The organism is Oceanospirillum linum (assembly GCF_001995095.2).
In the GTDB taxonomy this organism is placed as follows: domain Bacteria; phylum Pseudomonadota; class Gammaproteobacteria; order Pseudomonadales; family Halomonadaceae; genus Oceanospirillum; species Oceanospirillum linum.
In genome coordinates this window covers 665,325-689,913 of sequence record NZ_MTSD02000001.1, presented here as the reverse complement: position 1 = coordinate 689,913, position 24,589 = coordinate 665,325, and the positions used below count along the sequence as shown (strand labels likewise).

Below are 24,589 nucleotides of genomic sequence, written 5' to 3'. Positions count from 1 at the left end.
GGCTCTAATCCTTGCTTGTGTCAGTGAGGCCGGGTTGCTCTGATGTACGAGATGGAATCATACGGGCTAACAGAGCGTCTGTCTTTTGGATCAGGCTTTTAAGTAGGTTTAGCAGAACAAAAAGAGCAGCGATCACACAGACGATGGTTGGGCCTGTGGGGGTATCCAGGTGATAAGAACCCGCTAGTCCGGCTATATTTGCGAAAATACCGATCAGTGCAGCGATCAGTGCCATCGCTTCAGGTGTTTGACTGAAAGGGCGTGCGGTGGCCGCCGGAATAATTAACAGGGCTGCGATCAGAAGAACGCCAACGACTTTGATGGCAACGGCAACAACGATGGCAAGAGCGAGGGTCAGCACGAGCTGCTCCCGCTGTGGTGAAATGCCGCTGGCTCTGGCCAGGTCAGGGTTTAAAGTGGCGAGTAGAAGGGCTGACCAACGATAGCCCACCATGATAAGCACCAGGAGTGCGCCCCCCCAGATAATGGCCAGATCTTGCTTACCCACCGCCAGGATATCACCAAACAGATAGGCCATCAGGTCAATACGTATTCCTTCCAGAAAGGAAACGGCGACCAAACCGATGGCCAATGCTGAGTGCGCCATCACTCCCAGTAAGGTGTCCATGGCATAACTGCGGCCACTGAGCAGCGACACGGTAACGGCCATCAATAAGGTAACCAGCAGTACGCCGGCAAAAACCGGTGTGGAAAGAGCCAGTGAAAGGGCAACACCTAACATGGCGGCATGGGCGGTGGCATCGCCAAAGTACGCCATACGTCGCCAAACAACAAAACAACCAAGGGGGGCAGCGGCCAGAGAGACTCCGATACCGGCCAGCGCAGCTCTGATGATAAAATCATCCAGCATGATGGATCTCCTGGTTGGCTGAAGGCTGGGAATACGTCGTTCGGGAGTGGGAGTGATGCCGATAGAGAGCCAGTGTGTCGCCATCGCCATCTAAGCCGAAGAGTGTCTTGAAGGTGTCTGAATTACCAACATCTTCTGGCTTACCCTGGCAGCAGATCTGTCCGTTCAGACAGATCACCTGGTCTGATTGGCGCATAACAACCTGAAGATCATGGCTAACCAGTAAAATGGCGCAGTTAAGTTTCTGACGTAGTTGATTCAGCTGGCGGTAAAAGTCCGCAGTACCTTTGCGATCCAGCCCTTGGGTCGGCTCATCCAGTAATAATAGATTCGGGGTCGTTAGCAGAGCTCGCGCCAGTAATACCCGCTGTAGCTGACCGCCGGACAGGCTGTTTAGCTGTTGATTCATCAGATTTGAAGCCCCCGCTTCTGACAGCGCATTTTGCAGGCACTTTGCTGGCATTTTATGGGGTAACTGCAGAAATCGTTTGACGGTCATGGGCAGCGTTTCGTCAATATGCAGACGTTGTGGGACATAGCCAACGGATAACTCCGGGGCTTTTATCAGAGTACCTGTTACGGGTGTTATTGCCCCGATCAGTGTTTTAAGTAAGGTGGATTTCCCGGAGCCATTAGGGCCAATAACCGTGATGATGCGCCCTTTTTCAATCTGAAGGCTGATCGATTTCAGAATCATTTTTTTGCCAATTTGAACATCAATATTACAGGCTTCAATCAGCATCTATGATCCTTTGGCTTAGGTTTGAGGGTTTCAGTTTAGGGTCTTATTGGGGATCTGAAGGGCGGCCTAAAGTGTTTCCCCTTAACGTTTTATATATCAGTTTTTTCTTAAGTTATCTAAGACCTTTTCAGTTCTCTCGGAAGAAGAGGAGATCATCCGGTTTTTAATTCTTAAGTTATGTTATAACATAACATTAATGGTTTCACGTTTTAACCCTCGATATTGTTCACCGGAGAACTTTTCTGATGTCTCGTTCATCTTTTATTGCGGGCTTTTTTTTGAGCCTTATATCTTTTAGCAGCTGGGCCTCAGCTCCGAACGTTGTTGTTGATATTGCCCCGCTCCATTCATTGGTCAGTCAGGTGATGAAAGGGGTTGAGCAACCTGAGTTGTTGATTCAGCCTGAAGCATCACCCCATCGATATAGCCTGAGACCTTCGGAAGCGAAGGCACTGTCAGAGGCCGACGTCGTTTTTTGGATCAGCGAAGATCTTACACCCTGGCTGGAAAGCTCGCTGCAGAATCTTGCACCTTCAGCCCACAAAGTTGAGATGCTGGCGCTGTCTGAGACCATCAGGCATGAATTCAGACAGGGGGCAACGTTTGAGTCTCACAGCCACCATGATGATGGAGATGAAGATCATCATTCGGATGGGGCGCATGACGACCATCACGATGATAAGGCTCACCACGAAGCTGATGAACATCATGATGATGAAGCGCACCATGAGCATCATCATGGCCAATATGATCCCCATGCCTGGCTTGACCCGGTCAATGCTAAAGTATGGGCCCAGGAGATTGCCCGAAATCTGGCCGAGATTGACCCCGAGCATGCCGGTCTTTATCAGCGTAATGCCGCAGAACTCGTGACCGCTTTAGATCAGCTGATCGTGTCCATGAATAAACGGGCAGAGCAGCTTAAGGGGATTCGCTTTATCGTTTTTCATGATGCTTATCAGTACTTTGAGCGTCGCTTTGGCCTAATGGCCGCTGGAGCTATCTCTCTGTCCGATGCATCAGACCCCAGTCCGGCCCGGATCCGGGAGATCCAAAACCGGGTTGCAGAGTGGGGCGTACGCTGTGCTTTTACGGAACCTCAATACAATCCCCGGATGGTGAGCACTGTTTTTGAAGGCTCTACTGTAGAAACAACTGGGGTCATGGATCCTCTGGGCGTTGATCTTGATGATCCTGCTGAACATTACTTCAAACTATTAACACGACTGATGGCGGCACTTGAACAGTGTCAATCAAAGTAATCCTTTTTAACCTATAAGGCATAACATGAATCAGGAATTGCCCGATGTAGCGCGTCATCAGGTTTCAAATATACGTACCCCCCTTGAGTGGGTCGGTATGAGTGGTATTGATATCCCATTGAGTCTCTCCGAGCCGGAGGGCTCTGCACCGCTTCATGCTTCTGTTGAAGCTCAGGTGAATCTGCCGGATGTGACGGTGAAAGGTATCCATATGTCACGTATCTACAGGATGCTGGATGGATTATCACAGCAAGACAGCGTGACCCCTGTAGATTTGAAAGCGGTACTGGAACAGATGGTCATCAGTCATAGCGACTGTGGTACAGATAGTGCGCGGTTGGTGATCGAGTTTAAAATGCTTGCCCGGCGGTCGGCACTCAGTACGCCTGGGCTTGCAGGTTGGAAAGCCTATCCGGTTAAAATCGAAGCGGTTCTGCAGCAGGGCGTGTTGCAGCTCAGTGCTGCGGTTCAGGTTGAATACTCCTCCACCTGCCCTTGTTCTGCCGCCCTGGCCCGACAGCTGATTGCCAGTCACTTCAGGGAGCATTTCTCCGGAGAGCAGCTGACAACGGAAGTGGTTTCTGATTGGCTGGAGACCCATGCAACTTACGCAACCCCCCATAGTCAGCGCAGCGTTGCTTCTGTTCAGGTGTCGTTAGGCGCTAACGAGGGAGGCTTTGGACTGATGCCTCTGATCGACCGGACGGAGCAGGCTTTGGCGACCGCGGTGCAAACTGCGGTTAAACGGGCTGATGAGCAGGCTTTTGCACTATTGAACGGTCAGAACCTGATGTACGTTGAAGATGCTGCCCGCCGTATACAGGAAGCGCTTTCCGAAGGGTATCAGGGGGTTGAGGTGAGTGTCCGACACTTAGAGAGCCTGCATCCCCATGATGCGGTGGCCTACACCAAAGGCTTTTAAGGAGTATGTATGGGTTCTGATAAGCTGACAAGTGGCGACAGCGGGGGCGATGCAGGCTTGCCGTTTCAGGCTGATCTGCTGATTCTGGGTGGTACCGCTATCACTCCCAACGGTGAAGAGCAGATTGATATTGCGTGCCGTAAAGGGCGTATTGTGGCATTGGGCAAATTGGATGCTCAATGGCAGGCCGATAGCGAAATACAGGCGAAAGGGCTGCATGTACTGCCTGGAGTGATTGACAGTCAGGTTCATTTCAGGGAGCCGGGATTAACCCATAAAGAGGATCTTAAGGCGGGCACCCGCGGTGCTGTTCTTGGGGGTGTCACATCCGTTTTTGAGATGCCGAATACCCATCCTTTGACGCTGTGGCCGGAGGACCTTCAGGCAAAACTGAATGCAGCAGAGGGGCGCGCCTGGTGTCATTATGCGTTCTATATCGGAGGCTCCGGTATCAACGCCGAACAGTTGGCGGACTTAGAGCGGTTGCCCGGTTGCGCAGGTGTTAAGGTTTTTATGGGAAGCTCATTTGGTGACCTGTTGGCTGATGAAGATGCCGTCTTAAAGAGTATTCTGGCCCATGGGCAGCGTCGCATGGCGGTACATGCAGAAGATGAGGCGCGCCTTCGGGCAAGAAAGGCTCTGGTGGAAGAGAGCCGGGATGTTTGCCACCACCCACTTTGGCGCGATGTAACCAGTGCCTTAAATGCTACCCGGCGTATTGTTGCAATGGCGGAAGAGGTCGGACGACGTTTGCATCTGCTGCATATCTCCACGGCTGAGGAGATGTCATTTCTGGCCCATCACAAACAGCGCGTGACGGTAGAGGTCACGCCACACCATCTGACACTGCAGGCACCCGACTGCTACCAGCAGTTGGGAAGTTTTGCACAGATGAACCCGCCGGTTAGGGATAAAAGACATCAGGATGCTTTATGGCAAGGCATAAGCAGCGGTGTTGTTGATGTGATCGGTAGCGATCATGCGCCCCATACCCGTGAAGAGAAGGCTAAGGCTTACCCTGATTCCCCCAGCGGTATGACCAGTGTACAAACACTGCTTCCGGTGATGCTGGATCATGTGAATGCCGGCCGTCTGACGCTGCAGCGTCTGGTAGATCTGACCAGTGCTGGCCCTGCCCGGGTTTTTGGTATCGAAGGTAAGGGGCGTATTGCCTTAGGTTATGATGCGGATCTGACCTTGGTTGACCTGAGCGCTAAGCGGACGATCCGTAATGACTGGATTGCCAGCCGCAGCGGTTGGAGCCCATACGATGGAAAGACCGTGACAGGCTGGCCAATTCATACGGTTATTGCAGGGCAGGTCGTTGTCCACAATGAAAAGCTTGTGGGTGAACCGAGTGGTCAGCCCATTCGGTTTTTAGAGGTCGTTAATCTGCCATAGTCTGATATGACCGGCAGACGTGCTGGTTATCGGTTCCGATCAGGGATGATTGAGGGATCTTTTTCCAGTGAATAGCGATAGACCTTTGTACGGTACAGATCTGTCAGGTTTTTTTGCTCGGTAGCCTCAAAACCTGGCAAGGCAAAGCAGATACTGATCAATTGCAGCGGCCATGGGCCACTTTGATTCGTGCTGCTCAGGGCTGTGTTTTGATGCTCTGCTGCCAGCTGCTTGGCCAGTTTTTCCATTCCTTTAGGGTAAAGGTAGGTGAATAAAATATCACCCTCCTGTAACGACACCGGAAGGGCTTGGGACAAAAAGTTTTTCCGGTAGATTGTCACGTTTCTCAAAAGGAAAAAATGAGCAAGCAGATAGCTTGTTACCCAAGGTATAAATGACATTTCGTAACCGATTACCCGGGCGTTGGGGTAGCGGTTAGCGAGTTTAAACAGCAAGTGTCCCCAGCCGGAGCCACAATCGATCAGCGTGAGTGTTTGTTGGTTATCCGGTGTTGTCCGCTCCAGCATTTCAAATACAGCTCTGTGAGCCTTTCGGGAGCTGGGCATAGGGCTGATACCCGCCCGTAAACTCCCGATCAGAATGCTCAGTACAGCGGTAATCGCCAGCACTATAAGCCCCAGTTGCAAAACCACCAGAGACACGGGTGATTAAAGCTTGTCGCGAATCAGGCCGCGAATTATAAAGCGGCTGGGTTGCAGAGCGTTGACCAGCTCCCGTTCCAGAGGCATAGGTTGTTCTGCGATGTAAGCGGCCAGTACCTCGGCACATAAGGGGGCACTGGCTAAGCCTCGGGAGCCATGGCCGGTATTCAGCCATAGGCCCGGGTAGTATGCTGGTGCTGCATCCGGCACCTTGGTTGCGTCATGGCGTAGCAGAGCAAAGCGCTCCAGCATTTCCTTGTAAACCGGCGCAGGGCCTGTCAGAGGAACATAGTCCGGGCTGGCACACCGAAACCCAACTTTTCCTGATAGCGTTCCGGTATCCACACCACTGTGATTCAACTGTCCGGCAAAGGTTGGCATAGCCTCTGACAGCAGATTCAGATTATGTTGCTGATCGCTCTCTCGTAGCTCTTTCTCATCATCTTTCAGATTAAAGCTGGCGCCAAGGCAAAGCGTATTATCCAGGGCAGGGGCGATATAACCCTCATGGCAAACTACAGTTTTAAGTTCCGGTGTTTGCGCTGTTGTCTGCAGATAGGTGGTCTGCCCCCGAATCGCTTTAGTCGGTAACCATGCCGTTTGGGCAAAGTGCTTTGTGCTGGCAGCACAGGCAATAATCACCTGATCTGCTTTGAGAAGGGTTTTGCCGTCTTTATCCAGTAGTGACCAGCCGCTATCTGCCGGTTGCAATTTATCCACAAACTGGCCGGTCACCCGTTTGATATTGCTATGCTGGCTTAGCTGCTGACAAATAATATCTGGCCGTGCCCAACCCGCCTGTGGAAACCAAAGGCCGCTTTGTTGCAGAGGGGTGCCACTCAGTTCAGATGCTTGCTCGGCTGTAACAGCTTTTAGCAGCATGTCAGGAAAATTGTTTCGCTCGATAAAGCGCTTTTGGCGTTTCACCTCTTTCTCCGTATAGGCCAGCTGTAAAACGCCACAGGCCTGCCAGATCAGCTCTTTAAAGTCGGTTCTGCTGAGCTGTTTTTGAAGATTGTTAAAATAGTGACGGGAGAACTCAAAACCACTGAGATAGAAACGACTGTGGCTGGAGGGTTCGGTGCCCAGTTTGATATAAAGCACGCCTTGCCGGTTGCCTGAGCCCTCCTTTCCAGCCTGATCATGCTGTTCAATGAGTGTAATGTTAAAACCATGCCTTGCCAGTGCCTGAGCGGTGGTTGTGCCCGCAATACCGGCACCAATAATAGCGATATGTTGCTTATTGGAGTGATTGACGGTGCAGGGCGGTTTAAACCATGGGGTTTTCATCCAGGGTTTTGCCAGTGGCAAGGGTTCCACGGGAACAACATCCGGCGCAGGATTAACCGTTTGCACTGCCTGGCCTTCGGCATCAAGAATAAGTTCACCGCAGACCATATGGCGCTTATGACCAAACCCTTTTACCTTTTTGACCTCAAAACCTGCAGCCTTCAAACCGTTACGTACAATACCTGCGGCTGTAAATGTCGCGACAGTTGTGCCCTTGTCACTTAAACGACGGATAGACTGAAAGAGCTCTGGTGTCCACATATCTGGGTTTTTGGCTGGGGCGAAGCCATCCAGAAACCAGGCATCGACCCGGGATTCAAGGCTGGAAAAGCATTCGCTGGCATCACCCTGGATCAGAGTCAGTTGTACACGGCCCTGATCAAAGTGGCGACGGTGGAACCCTGGGATCGGGAGTGGATAAGCCGCGATTAACTGGTCTGCAAGAGGCTTTAGCTCAGGCCAAAGGGCAAGGGACTGCTCAAGGTCGTTAATGTTTAGGGGGAATTTCTCGACAGAAACAAAGTGCAGGCGAGCGTCCTCTGGAGCGTGTTGTATAAACGCCTGCCAGGTACAGAGGAAATTCAGGCCTGTGCCAAAGCCGGTTTCGGCTATAACAAAAGGACGGTGTATGAATGTCGTTTTCTGCCAGCGTTCCGGCAATCCATTGTGTTGCAGAAAAACATAGCGGGTTTCATCCAGACCACTGGCTTTGGAAAAATAAACATCATCGAAAGCCTGAGAGATTGGCCGTTGGCTTTCGTCCCAGTGAAGCTTGGCTTGGTTCAGAGTTTGGTAGTGATTATTCGCCATAGATGTGTGATCCGGGTTGGAGTCTGTCGTTTTGTTCAATAAGCGAAAAGCAGGTCTTAATTCAGGAGTCGTCGCGAGGATTAAAGCAGTGAGTGTTGGTTAAAAAATAGACAATCTGAGCCTCTGCTATACCGCACAACCGTTTGCGCTTCCTATCCTGCTTAGATCCACAAAGTTATCCACAGAAACTGTTGGAAAAGTTAAAAAAGTTCAGAAATTCATGTGGTTAACTCGTGGTTCTGGAATGCAAAAACGGGCGCAAAAAGCAAACCCGTTTTTGAAACTTCTTTACTTTTTCAGCCAGTTAGTCACAGGCTGAGGTGTCTTTTGTTAAGGGAGAACTTTGCGGAATGGCTTAACGGTGACTTGTTCATAAACACCGGCAGCAAAGTAAGGGTCTGCGCTCGCCCATTCCTGAGCATCTTCCAGTGTCGCAAACTCTGCAACAACCAGGCTGCCGGTAAAACCTGCATCACCGGGGTCGTTACTGTCGATAGCCGGGTGTGGCCCTGCCAGAATCAGTCTGCCTTCATTCTGCAGTTGTTGCAGGCGCTCAAGGTGAGCTGGACGAGCTTCCAGCCGTTGTGCCTGAGTGCCTTCTTTATCCTGGCAAATAAATGCGTAAAGCATAGTTTGTATTCCTCTGTCGCTTGCAGTGCCGCCAAATCTTTTGAGTTCGGCTTTAGGGGAGTTCTTTATTTTTTTCACCGTCGGGCTGATCGTCGGTTTTAATATGCCGGGTCAGCCAAATGCCCTGAATAATAATGAACACCAGTGTCAGTCCTAACATACCGAATAGTTTAAAATTGACCCAGGTTTCTTCACTGTAAAAGGTAAATACGGCAATATTAATTGCACCCATAGCCAGAAAGAAGATGATCCAGTAGGCATTCAGAGTATTCCACTGGGCTACAGGTAAGCTAATCTGGCTCTCCATCATACGTTGAATCAGCGGCTTTTTGCCGATCACATAACTACCGAGAAAAGCACCGGCAAACAGCCAGTTAACGACGGTGGGTTTCCACTGTATAAAACTTTTATCCTGTAGTAGCACGGTTGCTCCACCCATCACAATAATAAGAACTAAAGTCACTACGTGCATCTTTTCGATCTTACGGGTTTTAAACCAGGAGATGGCGATCTGAATAATGGTTGCAGGAATCAGAACGGCGGTGGCCAGAATCATATCCTTGGTGTAGTGGTAAACACCAAAGAAAATGGCAATTGGGAAAAAATCTAAGAGTAATTTCATGGTGTTATAGACGAGAGTCTTTCATACTCAGTTAGGAAGAGATCTGAAGGATTCACTTATCAGATCTCTAAGGGTTTAAGTTTGAGCAATCTTCGCACGTTGAGCTGTTATTTTACAGTAATGCCCTCAAATAAAGGCTGTTCCGCTTGTGTCTTCGAATGACTTATTATCAGGTGCAGGAGCGTTTTGAGTATTTTTTCTGAAAAAGGTTTTCCATGAACGCATATTGGTCCGGATTTGATCTGCACAGCCATTCTACCTGTTCTGACGGTCGGCTCTCGCCAACGGAGTTGGTGCAGCTGGCTTCCAGTGAAGGTGTACATACTTTGTCCCTGACTGACCATGATACGGTGCAGGGAATTCCTGAGGCCCGTCAAGCTGCTTTAAAAGCAGGTATTGATCTGATCGCAGGCGTTGAGATATCCACTACCTGGAGTGGTTGTAACGTCCATATTGTGGGTTTGAATCTGGATATTGATCACCCTGTTCTGATGGCCGGTTTAAAAGAACAGCAGTCTGCGCGGCGCAAAAGAGCAGAGATTATCGCTGAAAAACTCGGTGCATTGGGGGTGGAGGATTTTCTGGGTAAGGCTGAGGCAAAGGCAAACGGCGCTGAACTGGGGCGACCTCATTTTGCTCAGGTGCTGGTGGATGAAGGTGTGGTTTCCACCATGCCGGAAGCCTTTAAAAAGTATCTGGGGGCTGGTAAAAAAGGTGATGTGAAAAGCCTTTGGCCGACGGTGGATAAGGCTGTTGAGTGGATTAAAGCTGCCGGTGGTGTTGCTGTGGTTGCCCACCCATTACACTATAAAATGACAAATATGAAACGCCGGGCCTTACTGAAAGCCTTTAAAGAGGCGGGAGGGGAGGCCATGGAGGTGGTATCTGGTGCTCAACAATCCAGGGATCAGACAAACTACATGGCGCAACTGGCGAAAGAGTATGACTTAGCGGCCAGTGCGGGCAGCGACTTTCATTTTCAGACCCAATGGCAGAAGCCGGGGAAAATGAATCACCTGCCGGAAACCGTTAACCCCGTTTGGCTGCTTTGGCAAAATGCACAGAATAAAGCTGAGTAAGAATCTGAGCATAGGTTTGCTTGAGAAAATAATAGCTGCTCGCTTTGCTATGCCCTTCGCCAGCAAAAAACTATGCCCTTAGCCAGCAAAAAAACAGTGCAATGTGTTTTAGTGAAGTAAGGCGTGTAATGGGGTTGAGTGGATTAAGCCGATTACATGTGTGAGTACAACGAAAGATGAGGATATGATCATGAGCCAGTTTTTCCAGATTCATCCGGATAATCCTCAGGAGCGCCTGATCCGTCAGGCTGTCGAGATTATTCGCAAAGGGGGCGTTATCGCCTATCCTACGGATTCCGGGTATGCACTGGGTTGCCATTTAGGAGATAAAAAAGCGGTTGAGCGCATTAAGCGTATTCGTCAGCTGGATCAGAAGCATAATTTCACGCTGGTTTGCGGCGACCTGTCAGATATTTCCACGTACGCGAAGGTAGATAATACCCTGTACCGTTTACTGAAATCGCATACTCCCGGGCCTTACACTTTTATTCTGAGCGCCACGACGGAGGTACCGCGACTGTTGTTGCATCCTAAACGCCGCTCTATTGGTGTACGTATCCCTGAGCATGCAATCACGTTGGCGCTGCTGGAACACCTTGGTGAACCGATTATGAGTACGACATTGATTCTGCCGGATGATGAGCACCCGCAGACTGATCCCTACGAGATTCGTGATCACCTGGAGCATGCATTGGATCTGATTATTGATGGTGGAGCCTGTTCTATGGAAGTGACCTCTGTTGTTGATGTTCGTGAAATGCCGCCGGAGATTATCCGTGTGGGTAAAGGGGATGTTAGCGTCTTTGAGTAATCTCTGTACTCTGGCGTAAAAGCCCTGTGCCACTTGATTTCAGGTCTTGGGGCTATTTCATCTATGATGGGCTCCGGCGATCTGGCCGGAGTCTTTTTGTATGTTAGAATGCGCTATAATTTATTATCACACTCACTTCTTTAAACTGCTTTCCGGCCTGGAGTATTCATGATCGGGAGGACAGTACATCACCGGGAGACAGACGGCCGAGATGGTTGACTGCAGCAGATATGTACCCTCGCTAGCTCTGATGACTTATCAGCTGAATTTGCTGAGGTGTTATGGTGTCTGTAGTTTTAGATCTCTCCGGTCAGCTCTGAGCGTTTCTCTCTGTGTCGTAAGCTGGCTTTCTGATCAAAATGGAACATCTGCAAATACGGAGTGTTTAGCCTTTGTCCATAGCCGTTGAACCTGAACAGCTTGATTTCTGGGCGCGTATTGGTGATGAAACAGTAACCGAGCCGCCACAGGATCTTTATATTCCTCCGGAAGCGTTGCGGGTTTTCCTGGAAGCTTTTGAAGGACCGCTGGATCTGCTCCTTTATCTGATCCGTCGTCAGAACCTGGATATTCTCAGCGTAAACGTCGCGGAGATAACACGTCAGTACATGGAATATGTGGATCTGATGCGTGATCTGCAGATCGAGCTGGCGGGTGAATATTTGGTTATGGCGGCACTGTTGGCAGAGATTAAATCCCGCAGCTTACTGCCCCGGCAGCATGAAGAGCTGGAGGATGAGGATGATCCGACAGCAACTCTATTGCGTCGCCTGCAGGAATATGAGCAGCTGAAAGAGGCTTCTGAGAAGCTGGATGCTCTACCTCGGGTTGAGCGGGATGTGACGCCGGTTCAGCTGGCCGCGCCTGAATTTGAGGTTTATCGCGCGCCGCCGGAAGTCGATCTGCAGGAGATTCTGATGGCGATGGCGCAGGTGGTTCAGCGTGCTGAGTTGCAGACCCACCACCATATTGAGCTGGAGCCACTATCCACCCGTGAGCGGATGAGTCAGATTCTGGACAGTCTTACGGAAGATCGTTTTTACCCTTTCGAAAGCCTCTTTACTGTGGAAGAGGGGCGTACGGGGGTTGTCGTGACCTTCCTCGCTATGATGGAGCTGATCAAAGCGCGCTCTATTGAGTTGGTACAGAATGAGCCGTTCAGCCCGATTCATGTTCGCCCCCGTATTCTGAATGGGGCTGAGTCTCACGGTCTCCTGGCGATTGACGGTGAACTTGAAGAAGGCGATGCGGGCTTGGACAGCCAGACGCCTGAAGAGGTAGCAGATGAAAACTGATCAGCTGAAACCGGTTATTGAGGCTATTTTAATGGTGTCAGATCAGCCTCTGATGCTGGATCAGATTGCCGAGCTGTTCGACGACTATGAGCGGCCTTCAAAAAGCCTGCTGAGAGATGTCCTGCAGCAATTAAGTGCCGATTATCTGGGGCGCGGTATTGAACTGATTGAAGTGGCCAGTGGTTGGCGTATCCAGGCCCGTAAGGAACATGCAAACCGCATTGCACGGCTTTGGACTGAGCGCCCTCAGAAGTATTCCCGTGCGTTACTGGAAACGTTGGCATTGATCGCTTATCGTCAGCCCGTAACCCGGGGAGATATCGAAGAGATCCGGGGTGTCAGCGTCAGTAGTTCTATTATGAAGACACTGCTGGAGCGTGAATGGGTACGGATTGTGGGTTATCGGGATGCTCCGGGCCGTCCTGCGATGTACGCCACGACCCGGCACTTTCTGGATTACTTTAATCTTAAAACACTGGATGAGTTGCCTACTCTTAATGTCATTCGGGAGCTTGGTGACAAAATGCAGGAAGAGCAGCAACAGGCGATCGCCGATGAAGAAGCACAGATGCTGGCTGCTCAGGAAGAAAAACGTCGTCAGATGATGGAAGAAGCCCAGGCTGAGATGGAAGCACAAGGTGTGGTTGCTGAGTATGACGATGATGAGGCCGATGATACTCAGGATGTGGATCTTGATGATCTGCCGGAGGTACTGACCTTCTCAGAGCTGAGTCAACGTTTTGATGAGCGCCTCAGTCAGAGGGCATTACAGGAAAGTCAGACTGGCATGTCTGATAATAATATGCCCGGTGAGCCAACGTATTCAGAGGGTGCTGTTACTGAAACAACACCCCATGATAAAACAGAACAAGTTGTATCGGCGGATGAATCGCCGCTGATACCGGATAGTGAATAAAAGGTTAATTCTGTGAAAGATATCAACGAAGTAAAAACTGAGAAATTACAAAAAGTTCTGGCCCGTACCGGTATGGGCTCCCGTCGGGAGATGGAGCGCCTGATTGAGACGGGAGAAGTGGCGATTAATGGTCAGACCGCTAAGTTGGGTGATCGTGTCTCTATCAATGATCGTGTGACCGTACATGGCCGTCTGGTAAAACTGGTGGCGGAAGAGGAAGTGCCGCGCCGGGTCATTATGTACAGCAAACCGGAAGGTGAGCTTTGTACCCGACATGATCCACAGGGACGCCGCACGGTTTTTGATCGCCTGCCGAAGTTGAAAGGTGAGCGCTGGATCTCCATTGGTCGTTTGGATATTAACACCAGTGGTCTGCTGCTGTTTACAACCGATGGCGAGTTGGCAAACCGACTGATGCACCCGTCTCAGCAGGTTGAGCGTGAGTACGCTGTGCGTGTTATGGGCGATGTAAAACCTGAACATGTTAAAGCGATGGTAGAGGGCGTTATGCTGGAGGATGGCATGGCAAACTTTACCGATGTCCAGGAGTTTGGTGGTGAAGGTATTAATACCTGGTTTCATGTGGTGATTATGGAAGGCCGCAACCGAGAGGTTCGCCGTTTGTGGGAATCTCAGGGGTTAACTGTAAGCCGCCTGAAGCGTGTGCGTTATGGCAGTATTTTCCTGGACAAACGCGCCCGTGCCGGTGAGTGGATCGAGCTGACTCAGCAGGAGATCGATCAGCTGTCTGAGATGGCGGGTCTGGAGAAACGTCGTGTTAAAGGCAGTATTGATAGCCATGACCGCATCGAACGCCAGCGTAAAAAGACTCGCGCTATTCGGAGTGTGAATAAAAACCACCGGCCGAATTAAGTTTCTGATAAAAAACAAAAAAGAGTTTAAAAAAGGGGTTGCGCATCCTAAAAAGCTGCGTATAATGCGCCCCAAGTTGAATGGGTCGTTAGCTCAGTTGGTAGAGCAGTTGGCTTTTAACCAATTGGTCATAGGTTCGAATCCTATACGACCCACCAATTCAACTTATCTATCTTACTGATAGTTAATCATTTATTTTCAGTAAGGCGTGGGTCGTTAGCTCAGTTGGTAGAGCAGTTGGCTTTTAACCAATTGGTCATAGGTTCGAATCCTATACGACCCACCATTTTACTTACTGGCTTGGTATCCTGCGTTGTCACGTATTTATCAAAGTCATGAGTATCGGGTCGTTAGCTCAGTCGGTAGAGCAGTTGGCTTTTAACCAATTGGTCATAGGTTCGAATCCTATACGACCCACCAGATTCTAAAAAATCCCGCATCTGCATGCGGGATTTTTTTTGCCTGAAATTTATTCTTCTTTTTACGTTATCCACAGATACTTTTCTTAAATAAGCACCCGATAGCAGCTGAAAGCTTCATCTGTTGTCAGAGTTTTGTGCTAAAATTTACGGCCATCTTTTTGTTTGATTGCAGCTTCGCCTGACTGATCTCTGTCCGCAGCTTTATGTATGGTGTGACAAGTCGAGGGTTTGCGAGGTTGCTGAAATCTTTACTATGAGTTGAATTCAGCCCATGACTATGCAAGCAGACCAGGCACTGGTTCGGGAACACCTGTCCAATCTGGGAACACCGGAAGAACTGAACGCTAAGAAGAAAGCAGAGCTTACGGCTCGTATCAAGCAGCTTCTGAAAGCGCAGGATGCAGTTCTTGTTGCGCACTACTATTGTAGTCACGATATACAGGCTTTGGCCGAAGAGACCGGCGGCTGTGTGGCAGACTCTCTGGAGATGGCACGCTTTGGTGCTAACCATGATGCTAAAACGCTGGTGGTGGCTGGTGTTAAGTTTATGGGTGAAACGTCTAAAATCCTGAGTCCTGAAAAGCGGGTGCTAATGCCAACGCTGGAGGCGACCTGCTCTCTGGATCTGGGTTGCCCTGTAGATGAGTTCAGTGCTTTCTGTGATCAGCACCCTGACCGTACCGTTGTGGTTTATGCGAATACCTCTGCCGCAGTCAAAGCCCGTGCTGATTGGGTTGTAACATCAAGCATTGCGCTTCAGGTTGTCGAGCACCTGAAAGATAAAGGTGAAAAAATTATCTGGGCCCCTGATAAGCACCTTGGGGGTTATGTGCAGCAGAAGACCGGTGCGGATATGATCCTTTGGGATAGTGCCTGTATCGTTCATGAAGAGTTTAAAGCTAAGGGTGTGCTGGATCTGAAGAAAGTGTACCCGGATGCGGCTATTCTTGTGCATCCTGAATCCCCGGCGGCTGTCGTGGAGCTGGCAGATGTAGTCGGGTCAACATCTCAGTTGATCAATGCTGCTAAAGATATGGCGAATCAGACGTTTATCGTGGCCACAGACCGGGGCATCTTCTACAAAATGCAGCAGTTATGCCCGGAAAAAACCTTTCTGGAAGCTCCTACAGCTGGCAATGGTGCCACATGCCGTAGTTGCGCACACTGCCCCTGGATGGCAATGAATGAGCTGGAATCACTGGTACATGTACTGGAAACCGGTGATCAGGAGGTTTTTGTCGATGCGGAATTGGGCGAAAAAGCGATGCGACCTTTGACCCGGATGCTGCAGTTCACTGCCTCCAGGTAGAGCGGTTTCTGAGTTGGCCGTTACTGATTAATGAAACCCGATATTCGGCTGAATATCGGGTTTTTTAGTTATTGAAAGTTCAGCTCTTTAAATAGCTTTTCCAGATCTTTAATGCGATGGTCGATACGGGCGAATTCGATAGGATCATTACTGGCGTACTCCCGGGCTAACTTCAACTCTTTAATGCCCTGAGGAATATCGCCGGTTAGCTGATGATACTCCGCATTGGCTTTATAAACGGTCAGCAGATCTTTACCATCCGCAGCGGTTTTTGCCAATTGTTGCCAAACCCAGGGGTCTTCCGGGCGCTCCCGACTGAGTTTCTTAAAGGCCTCCATCGCCTGGGGTGTTTGTCCTGCGTTCAGATAAGTCTGGGCGGTAAAAGCTTTGACTGCCATATTATCAGGTGTTTCTTTAAGCTGTGTCTTAAGCAGACTGAATGCCTGATCACTTTGACCTGTCATGACTAAAACTCTGGCGGTGAGCAGGCGAAAGTAGAGGTGGTCCGGCTGTAGGGCCAGTTGCTCTGTAAGCTCCCGGGCTTTTTGGGTTTTGTCTTGGTCAAGGGCACTCAGAATATCAGCGTAGAGTTTGACGGGCTCTTTTATGCTATCTGATACGCTTTTTAACAATGCGGTCAGCACTACAGGACGTTCTTTAATCGGGGTTTGCTGCAGCATTGCACGAACCCTGATCAACTGAAACTCAAGGTTGCTGTAAAAGGCTTCGGTACCATCTTTTATCTCGCGCTCCTTTGCAAAGGCGATTCGACTTTGAGTCAGCGGGTGAGTCAGTAAAAATTCCGGTGCACTGCCTCCGTTCGTGCGGGCCTCTGCCTGCAGCAGCTCAAACATACGCGCCATGCCACTACTGTCAAAACCGGCATCTTTCAGCACACGAAAGCCTACCGCATCGGCTTCCTGTTCATGGAGTCGGCTGAATTGAAGTTGGCTTTGAATGGCTGCGGCCTGAGAGCTGGCAATAGCTGCCACGCCAGCCTGGCTGTGCCCGTTCGCACTCAATACCAGTCCCGTCAGCATGGCGGTCAGCAGAGAGAGTTGCTGACCTTCAGCATTGTCTTTTCGTCTGGCGTAATGGCGTTGGCTAAGGTGTGCCAATTCATGGGCGAGTACTGATGCGACCATATCTTCATCTTTGGCTTTCAGTAGCAGTGCACTGTGAACCCCTATGACTCCCCCGGGTACAGCAAAGGCATTAATTGTTTTGGCATTGATCGCAATAAGATTTAAGCGGCGCTCATAAAGTTCTGCCTCTACAGCCAGCTTATTGACCAGAGTTTCCAGGTAATTTTGCATGATAGGATCATAGATCACAGGGCTGGCAGCGCGATACTGACGTAGCCATGCCCGCCCTAACCTGTACTCCTGATGCATTGTCAGCCGATCAGGCTGATCGCTGCCGATACTTGGCAGTTTATCTGTGTCAGCAATTACAGAAGGGGTCAGTAAGGACGATATTACCAGCAGCAGGGCTGTGGTGGCGGTCCGAACAAATTTCAGCCCGTATTGTCCGAAAGATATGATTCGGGATGATGTTGATAAGAGAGGCACATTGAATCCCTGTTGTGAGTCATGAAAAACAGCAGCTGTGTCTGAAACTCTGTTACCTTGAGAGCAAGTAAATATTTAACCGAGAGAGCATTCTGTCGCTGTACTGCCTGTTGCTGAGACAACAGGATAAAGCATCAGTTTCTGATCCAAAAGCAGATGCACAGATAAGGTAAACTATACGGCCGGCAGAGGGAGGGCTGTTTTGGCTTTTATCTTGCACTTTATGCTGACATCCCCTTTAATCAGTCGTTGATTTTTGTCTGATTCAATCCCATAAAAACAGTGAGTTAATCCGAGGAAATAGATGGCATACGCAATCGACCAAGAACTGGACACTAAAGGCCTGCACTGCCCGATGCCACTGCTGAAGGCGAAGTTAGTACTTAATTCTATGGCAGTAGGTGATGTTGTGAGGGTTGTGGCGACCGATGCCGGATCATGGGATGACTTCGATGTTTTTATCCGCCAGAGCCCCCACGAATTACTTGATCGGGAACAACAGGGTGATGAATTTATATACTGTATCCGCAAAGGGGAATAGGTAGCGCCATGGCAATGAAGGATGTGGCCCGCTATTGGGCTCAGAGATATTTTTCGGATGAAGAAGCGGTCATTTTCTTTCTGCTGCTGATTGGCGGTTTCAGTATTGTGATTTTTATGGGGGCCATGCTGGCACCTTTTCTGTCCAGTGTTGTTTTAGCTTATCTGTTAGCAGGAATTGTAAGAAAGCTTGAAGAGGTGCGTGTACCTTTTCAGCTGGCTGTCGTTCTCGTGTTTCTTATTTTCGTCAGCCTGCTTTCAGCTTTGGTTCTGGTGGTTTTCCCTCTGGTCTGGCGACAGCTAATGACCCTGATTGATGAACTTCCCGGGATGCTGGCTGCCGGGCAGCAACTGCTACTTCTGTTGCCGGAGCAGTATCCTAATTTGATCAGTCAGGGGCAGATGCAGGAGCTAATTGGTGTTGCTGCCGGTGAGATTGGTCTGGTGGGGCAGAAGCTGGTATCGCTTTCACTCTCTTCTGTGCCGAACCTGTTTGGTTTGATGATTTATCTGGTTCTGGTACCGATTTTGGTCTTCTTTTTGTTGAAGGACAGAGATCTTCTGATCAACTGGTTTGTCAGCCATCTGCCGGAAAAAAGGGTTTTTATGACCGGTATCTGGCGGGAAATGGATCAGCAGTTAGCGAACTATATTCGGGGGAAGTTTATTGAGATTGCGATTGTGGGCGTTGCTACCTACATCGGGTTAATCTCCTTTGGCGTGCAGTATTCTGCTCTCTTGGCTGTATTAGTTGGCTTGTCTGTATTAGTCCCTTACATTGGCGCTGCCGTAGTAACAGTACCTGTGGTATTGATTGGCATGTTTCAGTTTGGCCTGAACGATACATTCTTCTATATGCTGATGGTTTACGGCGTTATTCAGGCGCTGGATGGCAATGTACTGGTTCCTTTACTGTTCTCTGAAGCCGTGAATCTACACCCGGTAGCGATTATTGTGGCAGTACTGGCTTTTGGTGGTATCTGGGGGTTTTGGGGGATCTTTTTTGCAATTCCATTGGCAACACTGCTTAAGGCAATTCTTTATGCCTGGCCCCGGGCTGTGGATGCTTCTGAGCCAGAAAAAGAGGTGCTCTGATAGCAGAGCACTTTTTCAGAATAGCTCAATATCTGCGGTTTGATTATTAGCGGACTGGCACTGATTCCGGCCTTGTTCTTTTGCCCGGTAAAGTGCCTGGTCAGCGATGCGGAACAGCTCATCGACCTCGTTGCTATGCTCGGAATTGACCCTGAAACTATAGCTGCCAAGAGAGCAGGTCATCACGCCGAAATCCTCATTGTTCACGTGCTCAAGCTGTAGGTCAAATACCTGCTGGCGAATCATTTCCGCGGCGTCTTCCGTTTTTTTCTCATCCAGTAAAGCAAGAAGGGCAAACTCTTCACCACCTAAACGAAAAGCATGGGCCTGAGCTGAGGGTGCCTCTTTATTCAGGCGGATACAGATCTCTTCAAGACAGAAGGCAACCTGAGCCAGGGCTGTATCTCCTTTTTGATGTCCGTAGGTATCATTGAATTTTTTAAAGTGGTCAATATCAACTAAAATCAGTCCAGCCTGAGACTCATAATGTAATTTGCATGACAGGAATTTATCAAACAGTTCATTAAAATGTCGCCGGTTGTACAGGCCGGTCAACGGGTCTCGCAGAGAAAGCTCACGAACAATTCTGTGATCGGTTATATCCTGATGAACCGCTATATAGCCGATCTTTTTCCCGTGCTGGTCGTAGTCCGCAGCTATAGTCGCTGATACCCAGTAAGTGGTGCCATCCTTGCGGCGGTTACACATCTCTCCAGTCCAGCTTCTGCCTTGACCTAATGTTTCCCAAAGCTCCTGATAGACTTTGTTATCCGTTTGTGGATGACGAATAACTCCATGACGATGGCCGATTAATTCATCCCGGGAATAGCCGGAAATATCACAGAAGGCCTTGCTGACATCAATAATGATGCCGTTGAGGTCGGTACGTGAAGTGATTACGTAGCGATTGATGATTTCCAGATAGGACTGTGCCAGATGATTGGCCGTTTTTCGGGTCTCAATCTCCGCAGAGAGGCGGCGGTTCCAGTAAACCACCACTACAATCAGAGCTGTAACAAAAAACATCCAATGCAGATATGCCTGATAAACAGAAGGCGCTTCTTTTACGGTATCAGGGCCTGAAACCGCTATGCTTTCTGCTAGTGCTGTCGAGACTGGGAAAGCTAAGTTAGCACAGATGAGATAGAGCAATCCTGTGGTCAGACATCTGAGTGGGGGCGTTCGGAATATACGCTGCTTTGACACGAGAATCCTTTTCTGCAGAAAGCTTTATTCATATTGTCGCATAAAAATGCCGGTAAAATCTGCAATCTCCATGGTGGATCTCGGTGTTTTACAAAATACATACTTGCATGATTGTGCTTTTATGAATATATTGCCTCCATAATTCGACGTTTAACAACTGAATAAGATGGTTGGGAGAGCATGGACAAACTTACGATTGCACTAAATGAATTTCTGCATGTTGGTGGCGCACTTGCCATTGTGATTGCAGCGGTTTCTGTTTTAACAGGCTTTATGCGGGAATATATACCCCAGGATAAGCTACAGCAGAAACTGACAAAACATGAGAAACAAGGGCCGCTGATTGGTGCCCTGATTGGGATGTTAACTCCGTTTTGCAGTGCCTCCGTTGTGCCGGTCACAATGGGAATGGCGACCATGGGGGTTTCTCTGGGAACCGTGCTGAGTTTTTTGATCTCAGCACCTTTATGTAACTTTGTTGTGTTGGCGATGATATATGCCACTTTCGGGTTAAAAGTAACCTCGATATATCTTGCGATCACATTTATTGCGGCTGTTGTTGGTGGCTGGTTTATTACCAAAACACCCTGGAGAAATGAGATAAAACGCGGGGATGAGTTGGAGGGCGGAAAGGCAGCACCTACCTGTTCCGCAGCGGCTCCGGTTTCAGGCTGTGGTGATGTTAAGCCTGTATCAGATTGTGGTGCTCAACCGGTATCGGCCTGTGAAGCTCAACCTATGGCTACAGTAGCCAATGATGCAGCAGCAGTGGATCTATGTGGTGCTCACTCTACGGCTATATGCGGATCAGCTCCTGCCGGTGCTGAGTCAAGCAAAGCTCAGAATGCACTTCGCTTTGCCATGGCGTTATTTAAAAAAATCATGCCTTATGTTTTGCTTGGCGCATTAATCAGTGGCTTATCGGCAGCTTATTTGTCGTCGGAACTGGTGGAGAAATACGTTGGTGGTGACAATGTACTATCTATCATTATCGCGGCTGTCATTGGGGTTCCCCTGTATCTGCGTATTGAAATGGCGATCCCGCTGCTTAATGTACTGATTGTTAAAGGTATGGGTATGGGGCCTGCTATGGCGCTTATTATTGGCGGAACAGGGGCCAGTTTGCCTGAGATTGCATTGGTATCTGCTGTACTTAAACCAAAGGCCGTTGTCGCTTTCGTGATGATTGTGTTAACTACCGCGATTATCGGTGGCCTTCTCTTTCAGTATGTAATCTAGGGGCGTTAGCCTGACTCTGCTCCGGAGGTTGTATGTTAAAAACAGAAAAGACGGTATGTAGCCTAAAGAGATCTGCAGGAAAACTGATGAAATGGTGTGCCTATCACTATATCTATCAGATTATTCAGATCCTTATTAAAGGAGGTGACCTGTCTGAGCAGACTAAAGCAGGTCGCCAGATCGCCTTGCTTGGCATTTTTTGCCCGATTTTCTGGTACTACTTTTTATCCGGAGCAGATCGATCAACGCTTATTTTTCATGGGACCCATTCGGGTATCGTTTTCCTGATCGGAGTCGCTATAATGGCCGTAAGCCTAAAGAAAAAAAGCAGAATTGATGAATAATGAACAATATATAGATGCTTTAAAAGCTCTTGCAGAACCGCATAGATTGCGTCTTTTTTGGTTACTTATCCATGTTGATCAGCGAGTGACTGTTGCAGAGGCGATGGATGTTACCGGAGAGACGCAGTATAACGTGTCCCGAAACCTGAAAATGTTATATAAATCCGGTTTGCTGACTCAGCAAAAAAGCGGCAAGTGGGTTTATTACACCTTGGCAGAACAGCAGCAGCCTCATTGGATCGCCCTGGTTGAGTCGGTACGTACACTCCCTGAAAGTAATTTTGCTGAAGTCTCTTCCCGCTGTGTTCTGCGTTTAGCCATGCGGGAAAATAATGAGTGTGTTATTGGCCCAAACAGTGAAGAATGGCTGAGAAGAATTGCTGACCCTGCTGTCGCAGAGAGTGATAAATAGGTTTCAGTTGTGGCTGTTACGCCAATATAGATCAGTGAATAAAAGAGAAGCCCAGATCAGCGATTGCCGGTTTGGGTTTTTTTGTTTATGGGCAGTCGTCGGAGTATTTTTGAAATCTGCTGTGGATCTGTCATTTCTTTGGGCGGTAACTCAATAGAGGAGCAGCAAAAAAGAGGGTATTCAATGCAACGGAGATGCAGAACCCTGGAGTTTGGCTAAATTTCGATGCTTTAGCGTCGTCAGCAGGACCCCAGTCAAACCCGCATTATAGAGCGGTTTTACAGTGCCGACACTGCTGAAGTTATATTAGGGACAATGAGTTAATCATTGTCACGTAAAAACTGGGTTATTGGTGGTGTGGCTATTCTTGGTCGTATAATGATCTTTTCTTGACCTTGAGAAAAGAAGTAATCCTTGCCAGTACTTGGGCAGGATAATTTTATTGTCGTAGCATTTGCACACAGCAGGCTCTTGATACTTGAGTCTTTAATCAGTTTATCTGTGACTTCTTCTTTCGCACACTGACCGACAAAGAAGCGGAACTCTTTTTGGTAACTGAAGCTTGAGTCTTTGGTGATTAAGGAGCGCTTAAGGGGATCACTAGAGTAATTAACTAAGCCATATCGACTGCATCCCATGATCTTTGCGTAGGCTTCGATATTTTGGGGAGGGAGAATGACAAAGTATTTACCAAATTCGTTTATCATTCTCTCTAAGGAGTTTTCAAACTCATTGTGAGAGCCGATAGCTGACCAGCATTGAACCCAAGAGTCGTGTTTTTCTTCTACTGGATGGATAAGAAGGCTTTCAGCATTTTTAAGATCAATCTCTAATGGGAAGCTATTTTGATCGATCAATTCTGGTAGGGTGTCTCCAAGCGATCTATTCCAATATCCAAGACATGAATCATAACGGTCGCCTCTACCCGGAGTGTCTAGGCTTCTGTAATAGTGAGGGGGTCTAAAAAGGGACATCCCAGCTTGGAATGCCAGATAATGTTCTTCCTTACTGAAAAACTTAATTAAACCAAGTAATGTCCCTTCGCCATAGGCAGACTTCGACGTTGATTTAAGCATACTTCCCTCTATGCAATTTTAGATTATAAAACTAATTGATAAGCTTTATTCTGAGCTTTTCGAGATGGTTAGATGATGAACGGTAATAACTGTTCAAGCCAACCAGTTTTTTTGATGTTTTCTAAAATTTTCTGTTACGCATTCACATCATCTTCTCTGGAGTTTCAGACTTCCAAGGCAGTATGCCAAAGGCATTCCCTCTATTCTGGGCGAACAGCACGGCAGGGGCAGGTTGAAAGTCTGAGGTTTACATAATCTGAATGATCGCACCCTTAAAGCTATTTTTTACGTGAGAAATAAGAAAAATTTTCTGAGTGGGATCTATTCCAATTATGGATGCCGCTGTCTATCAATCTCCTATGGATTGCTCTAAAAAGAGCCGCTGGCTGAACAAGCTCCAGTGAACCATCTTCATCCTTAAGTACTTCTCTAAATTTCTTGATGAAATCATTTTTATCCACTTTTTCAGGCTCAAATGATCGCCACAGCTCATTAGCCATTTGTAGCAAATCATCCGAGTCTAAGCCTATTTTAGAACAAGTGACGGTTTGTAAATCTTCTGCTGAGATGCTGTTCATATTTACTCCTAGGTTATATTTCCATTGCTAAGCATCAGAGAAGCTACGATAACCTTTTACTCTTAGTAAAACCAATGGGTTCGGCTTGTTTTATTGCAGTGCCAAAACAGTGCGAGCCCCCAAGCCCCCACCAGATCAGCCCGGAGCCGATCAACCAGCAACGTAAAGGCCAACGACAAAACACTCTCAAAACAAGGGTAATACCCTCAAAACGAGAGTAAAAACCCCCTCAAAATAAGGGGGGACAGTTACGGTCATGATGACCACAGCAGAAATCGTTAAACAGATCACGCTTACCTGAGAGCTGGTGCAAATCATAGAGCTGTACCGAGTACGCAGTACAGCAAAACGCAGCAGGTAAAATGATCCCGAGACGATTTTTAAATTTTGCTGAATCTGTCTTGATGGCTGGCGCGTATATTGAGTGATTGCGAGTTCTGCAATTTGTTGGGGATAGCGTTGAGGATGAGGCAAAATTAGAGATGTAGCAAAACACCTGTTTGCCTGTAAGTCTTTGATTTGATTGGTGCCCCAAGTAGGATTCGAACCTACGACCTTCCCCTTAGGAGGGGGACGCTCTATCCAGCTGAGCTATTGAGGCACTGACTTTG

General features: G+C 48.6%; 24 protein-coding genes and 4 tRNA genes. 17 read left to right on the top strand and 11 right to left on the bottom strand.

All coding sequences use genetic code 11. The features are described from left to right. Positions 1-4: 4 nt before the first annotated feature. Together BTA35_RS03275 and BTA35_RS03270 are read right to left on the bottom strand one after the other, a co-directional pair. Positions 5-871 (bottom strand): iron chelate uptake ABC transporter family permease subunit, encoded by an 867-nt coding sequence (locus BTA35_RS03275; RefSeq protein WP_077242975.1) that lies wholly within the window; start codon positions 869-871, stop codon positions 5-7. Beyond that, positions 861-1,613 carry an ATP-binding cassette domain-containing protein gene (locus tag BTA35_RS03270; protein ID WP_077242974.1) on the bottom strand — a complete coding sequence of 251 codons (753 nt, stop codon included), beginning with the start codon at positions 1,611-1,613 and terminating at the stop codon, positions 861-863. Before BTA35_RS03270 ends, BTA35_RS03275 begins: the two co-directional genes overlap by 11 nt. 245 nt (positions 1,614-1,858) lie before the next feature. Between BTA35_RS03270 and BTA35_RS03265 the strand changes: the two genes are divergently transcribed. The 3 genes from BTA35_RS03265 to BTA35_RS03255 are packed head-to-tail and all read left to right on the top strand — an operon-like array spanning position 1,859 to position 5,198. Continuing rightward, a complete protein-coding gene (locus tag BTA35_RS03265) occupies positions 1,859-2,875 on the top strand; it encodes a zinc ABC transporter substrate-binding protein (protein WP_077242973.1) in 1,017 nt (338 codons plus the stop codon). 25 nt (positions 2,876-2,900) lie between these two features. Further along, on the top strand, positions 2,901-3,797 hold the full coding sequence (gene folE2 / locus BTA35_RS03260; protein ID WP_077242972.1) for a GTP cyclohydrolase FolE2: 897 nt from the start codon (positions 2,901-2,903) through the stop codon (positions 3,795-3,797). Between the two features lie 9 nt (positions 3,798-3,806). Then, positions 3,807-5,198, top strand: coding sequence for a dihydroorotase (locus tag BTA35_RS03255; RefSeq protein WP_077242971.1), 1,392 nt, complete (start codon positions 3,807-3,809; stop codon positions 5,196-5,198). Positions 5,199-5,224: 26 nt separating this feature from the next. On the opposite strand, the gene BTA35_RS03250 is transcribed toward BTA35_RS03255, so the two are convergent. The 4 genes from BTA35_RS03250 to BTA35_RS03235 form a co-directional block, all read right to left on the bottom strand. Beyond that, the gene (locus tag BTA35_RS03250; RefSeq protein ID WP_139363607.1) at positions 5,225-5,860 is read right to left on the bottom strand and encodes a class I SAM-dependent methyltransferase; all 636 of its coding nucleotides are present in this window, start codon (positions 5,858-5,860) and stop codon (positions 5,225-5,227) included. A gap of 6 nt (positions 5,861-5,866) precedes the next feature. Further along, positions 5,867-7,960: a bifunctional tRNA (5-methylaminomethyl-2-thiouridine)(34)-methyltransferase MnmC2/FAD-dependent 5-carboxymethylaminomethyl-2-thiouridine(34) oxidoreductase MnmC1 gene (gene mnmC, locus BTA35_RS03245; RefSeq protein WP_077242969.1), complete on the bottom strand. Its 2,094-nt coding sequence runs from the start codon at positions 7,958-7,960 to the stop codon at positions 5,867-5,869. A gap of 330 nt (positions 7,961-8,290) precedes the next feature. Beyond that, a complete protein-coding gene (locus BTA35_RS03240; protein WP_077242968.1) occupies positions 8,291-8,590 on the bottom strand; it encodes a YciI family protein in 300 nt (99 codons plus the stop codon). Between the two features lie 52 nt (positions 8,591-8,642). Then, complete coding sequence (locus tag BTA35_RS03235; RefSeq protein WP_077242967.1) at positions 8,643-9,212, bottom strand: septation protein A; 570 nt, start codon at positions 9,210-9,212, stop codon at positions 8,643-8,645. A gap of 215 nt (positions 9,213-9,427) precedes the next feature. Between BTA35_RS03235 and BTA35_RS03230 the strand changes: the two genes are divergently transcribed. From BTA35_RS03230 to nadA, 9 genes are all read left to right on the top strand, one after another. Then, a complete protein-coding gene (locus tag BTA35_RS03230; protein ID WP_077242966.1) occupies positions 9,428-10,291 on the top strand; it encodes a PHP domain-containing protein in 864 nt (287 codons plus the stop codon). 190 nt (positions 10,292-10,481) lie between these two features. Then, the gene (locus tag BTA35_RS03225) at positions 10,482-11,102 is read left to right on the top strand and encodes an L-threonylcarbamoyladenylate synthase (RefSeq protein WP_077242965.1); all 621 of its coding nucleotides are present in this window, start codon (positions 10,482-10,484) and stop codon (positions 11,100-11,102) included. Between the two features lie 392 nt (positions 11,103-11,494). Beyond that, positions 11,495-12,397 (top strand): segregation and condensation protein A, encoded by a 903-nt coding sequence (locus BTA35_RS03220; RefSeq protein ID WP_077242964.1) that lies wholly within the window; start codon positions 11,495-11,497, stop codon positions 12,395-12,397. Then, complete coding sequence (gene scpB / locus BTA35_RS03215; protein ID WP_077242963.1) at positions 12,387-13,313, top strand: SMC-Scp complex subunit ScpB; 927 nt, start codon at positions 12,387-12,389, stop codon at positions 13,311-13,313. Before BTA35_RS03220 ends, scpB begins: the two co-directional genes overlap by 11 nt. Positions 13,314-13,385: 72 nt before the next feature. Then, positions 13,386-14,186, top strand: coding sequence for a 23S rRNA pseudouridine(2605) synthase RluB (rluB, locus tag BTA35_RS03210; protein WP_077243365.1), 801 nt, complete (start codon positions 13,386-13,388; stop codon positions 14,184-14,186). An 82-nt stretch (positions 14,187-14,268) separates the two neighbouring features. After that, positions 14,269-14,344, top strand: a tRNA-Lys gene (locus BTA35_RS03205). A gap of 52 nt (positions 14,345-14,396) precedes the next feature. Continuing rightward, positions 14,397-14,472: transfer RNA gene (locus BTA35_RS03200), tRNA-Lys, on the top strand. Between the two features lie 58 nt (positions 14,473-14,530). Further along, positions 14,531-14,606: transfer RNA gene (locus BTA35_RS03195), tRNA-Lys, on the top strand. A gap of 273 nt (positions 14,607-14,879) precedes the next feature. Beyond that, the gene (gene nadA, locus BTA35_RS03190) at positions 14,880-15,917 is read left to right on the top strand and encodes a quinolinate synthase NadA (protein ID WP_077242962.1); all 1,038 of its coding nucleotides are present in this window, start codon (positions 14,880-14,882) and stop codon (positions 15,915-15,917) included. Positions 15,918-15,985: 68 nt separating this feature from the next. Here nadA and BTA35_RS03185 read toward each other — a convergent pair whose 3' ends face one another. Then, the gene (locus tag BTA35_RS03185) at positions 15,986-17,488 is read right to left on the bottom strand and encodes a M48 family metalloprotease (RefSeq protein ID WP_077242961.1); all 1,503 of its coding nucleotides are present in this window, start codon (positions 17,486-17,488) and stop codon (positions 15,986-15,988) included. A gap of 304 nt (positions 17,489-17,792) precedes the next feature. On the opposite strand from BTA35_RS03185, the gene BTA35_RS03180 reads away from it, so the two are divergent. Then, on the top strand, positions 17,793-18,029 hold the full coding sequence (locus BTA35_RS03180) for a sulfurtransferase TusA family protein (protein ID WP_077242960.1): 237 nt from the start codon (positions 17,793-17,795) through the stop codon (positions 18,027-18,029). 8 nt (positions 18,030-18,037) lie between these two features. Continuing rightward, positions 18,038-19,123, top strand: a complete 1,086-nt coding sequence (locus tag BTA35_RS03175; RefSeq protein WP_202931157.1) for an AI-2E family transporter — start codon at positions 18,038-18,040, stop codon at positions 19,121-19,123. Between the two features lie 15 nt (positions 19,124-19,138). On the opposite strand, the gene BTA35_RS03170 is transcribed toward BTA35_RS03175, so the two are convergent. Further along, positions 19,139-20,149 carry a sensor domain-containing diguanylate cyclase gene (locus BTA35_RS03170; protein ID WP_077242959.1) on the bottom strand — a complete coding sequence of 337 codons (1,011 nt, stop codon included), beginning with the start codon at positions 20,147-20,149 and terminating at the stop codon, positions 19,139-19,141. Positions 20,150-20,509: 360 nt separating this feature from the next. Here BTA35_RS03170 and BTA35_RS03165 point away from each other — a divergent pair, with 360 nt between their 5' ends. From BTA35_RS03165 to BTA35_RS03155, 3 genes are all read left to right on the top strand, one after another. Further along, the gene (locus BTA35_RS03165) at positions 20,510-21,568 is read left to right on the top strand and encodes a permease (RefSeq protein ID WP_077242958.1); all 1,059 of its coding nucleotides are present in this window, start codon (positions 20,510-20,512) and stop codon (positions 21,566-21,568) included. A gap of 86 nt (positions 21,569-21,654) precedes the next feature. Further along, positions 21,655-21,912: a hypothetical protein gene (locus BTA35_RS03160; RefSeq protein WP_077242957.1), complete on the top strand. Its 258-nt coding sequence runs from the start codon at positions 21,655-21,657 to the stop codon at positions 21,910-21,912. Continuing rightward, positions 21,905-22,324: an ArsR/SmtB family transcription factor gene (locus BTA35_RS03155; RefSeq protein ID WP_077242956.1), complete on the top strand. Its 420-nt coding sequence runs from the start codon at positions 21,905-21,907 to the stop codon at positions 22,322-22,324. Before BTA35_RS03160 ends, BTA35_RS03155 begins: the two co-directional genes overlap by 8 nt. 320 nt (positions 22,325-22,644) lie before the next feature. Here the strand turns inward: BTA35_RS03155 and BTA35_RS03150 are convergent, their stop codons facing one another. From BTA35_RS03150 to BTA35_RS03140, 3 genes are all read right to left on the bottom strand, one after another. Then, entirely contained in the window at positions 22,645-23,400 is a 756-nt protein-coding gene (locus BTA35_RS03150; protein WP_202931156.1) for a hypothetical protein, read from the bottom strand. 278 nt (positions 23,401-23,678) lie between these two features. Continuing rightward, a complete protein-coding gene (locus tag BTA35_RS03145; RefSeq protein WP_077242955.1) occupies positions 23,679-23,978 on the bottom strand; it encodes a hypothetical protein in 300 nt (99 codons plus the stop codon). A gap of 524 nt (positions 23,979-24,502) precedes the next feature. Beyond that, positions 24,503-24,579 (bottom strand) — tRNA-Arg (locus tag BTA35_RS03140). Positions 24,580-24,589 lie beyond the last annotated feature (10 nt).

What these genes read in the sequence shown, in the direction of transcription:
- BTA35_RS03275 (WP_077242975.1), bottom strand. Translation starts at nt 871, where the DNA reads ATGCTGGATGATTTTATCATCAGAGCTGCGCTGGCCGGTATCGGAGTC.
- BTA35_RS03270 (WP_077242974.1), bottom strand. Translation starts at nt 1,613, where the DNA reads ATGCTGATTGAAGCCTGTAATATTGATGTTCAAATTGGCAAAAAAATG.
- BTA35_RS03265 (WP_077242973.1), top strand. Translation starts at nt 1,859, where the DNA reads ATGTCTCGTTCATCTTTTATTGCGGGCTTTTTTTTGAGCCTTATATCT.
- folE2 (WP_077242972.1), top strand. Translation starts at nt 2,901, where the DNA reads ATGAATCAGGAATTGCCCGATGTAGCGCGTCATCAGGTTTCAAATATA.
- BTA35_RS03255 (WP_077242971.1), top strand. Translation starts at nt 3,807, where the DNA reads ATGGGTTCTGATAAGCTGACAAGTGGCGACAGCGGGGGCGATGCAGGC.
- mnmC (WP_077242969.1), bottom strand. Translation starts at nt 7,960, where the DNA reads ATGGCGAATAATCACTACCAAACTCTGAACCAAGCCAAGCTTCACTGG.
- BTA35_RS03240 (WP_077242968.1), bottom strand. Translation starts at nt 8,590, where the DNA reads ATGCTTTACGCATTTATTTGCCAGGATAAAGAAGGCACTCAGGCACAA.
- BTA35_RS03235 (WP_077242967.1), bottom strand. Translation starts at nt 9,212, where the DNA reads ATGAAATTACTCTTAGATTTTTTCCCAATTGCCATTTTCTTTGGTGTT.
- BTA35_RS03230 (WP_077242966.1), top strand. Translation starts at nt 9,428, where the DNA reads ATGAACGCATATTGGTCCGGATTTGATCTGCACAGCCATTCTACCTGT.
- BTA35_RS03225 (WP_077242965.1), top strand. Translation starts at nt 10,482, where the DNA reads ATGAGCCAGTTTTTCCAGATTCATCCGGATAATCCTCAGGAGCGCCTG.
- scpB (WP_077242963.1), top strand. Translation starts at nt 12,387, where the DNA reads ATGAAAACTGATCAGCTGAAACCGGTTATTGAGGCTATTTTAATGGTG.
- rluB (WP_077243365.1), top strand. Translation starts at nt 13,386, where the DNA reads ATGGGCTCCCGTCGGGAGATGGAGCGCCTGATTGAGACGGGAGAAGTG.
- nadA (WP_077242962.1), top strand. Translation starts at nt 14,880, where the DNA reads ATGACTATGCAAGCAGACCAGGCACTGGTTCGGGAACACCTGTCCAAT.
- BTA35_RS03180 (WP_077242960.1), top strand. Translation starts at nt 17,793, where the DNA reads ATGGCATACGCAATCGACCAAGAACTGGACACTAAAGGCCTGCACTGC.
- BTA35_RS03175 (WP_202931157.1), top strand. Translation starts at nt 18,038, where the DNA reads ATGGCAATGAAGGATGTGGCCCGCTATTGGGCTCAGAGATATTTTTCG.
- BTA35_RS03170 (WP_077242959.1), bottom strand. Translation starts at nt 20,149, where the DNA reads ATGTTTTTTGTTACAGCTCTGATTGTAGTGGTGGTTTACTGGAACCGC.
- BTA35_RS03165 (WP_077242958.1), top strand. Translation starts at nt 20,510, where the DNA reads ATGGACAAACTTACGATTGCACTAAATGAATTTCTGCATGTTGGTGGC.
- BTA35_RS03160 (WP_077242957.1), top strand. Translation starts at nt 21,655, where the DNA reads ATGAAATGGTGTGCCTATCACTATATCTATCAGATTATTCAGATCCTT.
- BTA35_RS03155 (WP_077242956.1), top strand. Translation starts at nt 21,905, where the DNA reads ATGAATAATGAACAATATATAGATGCTTTAAAAGCTCTTGCAGAACCG.
- BTA35_RS03150 (WP_202931156.1), bottom strand. Translation starts at nt 23,400, where the DNA reads ATGCTTAAATCAACGTCGAAGTCTGCCTATGGCGAAGGGACATTACTT.
- BTA35_RS03145 (WP_077242955.1), bottom strand. Translation starts at nt 23,978, where the DNA reads ATGAACAGCATCTCAGCAGAAGATTTACAAACCGTCACTTGTTCTAAA.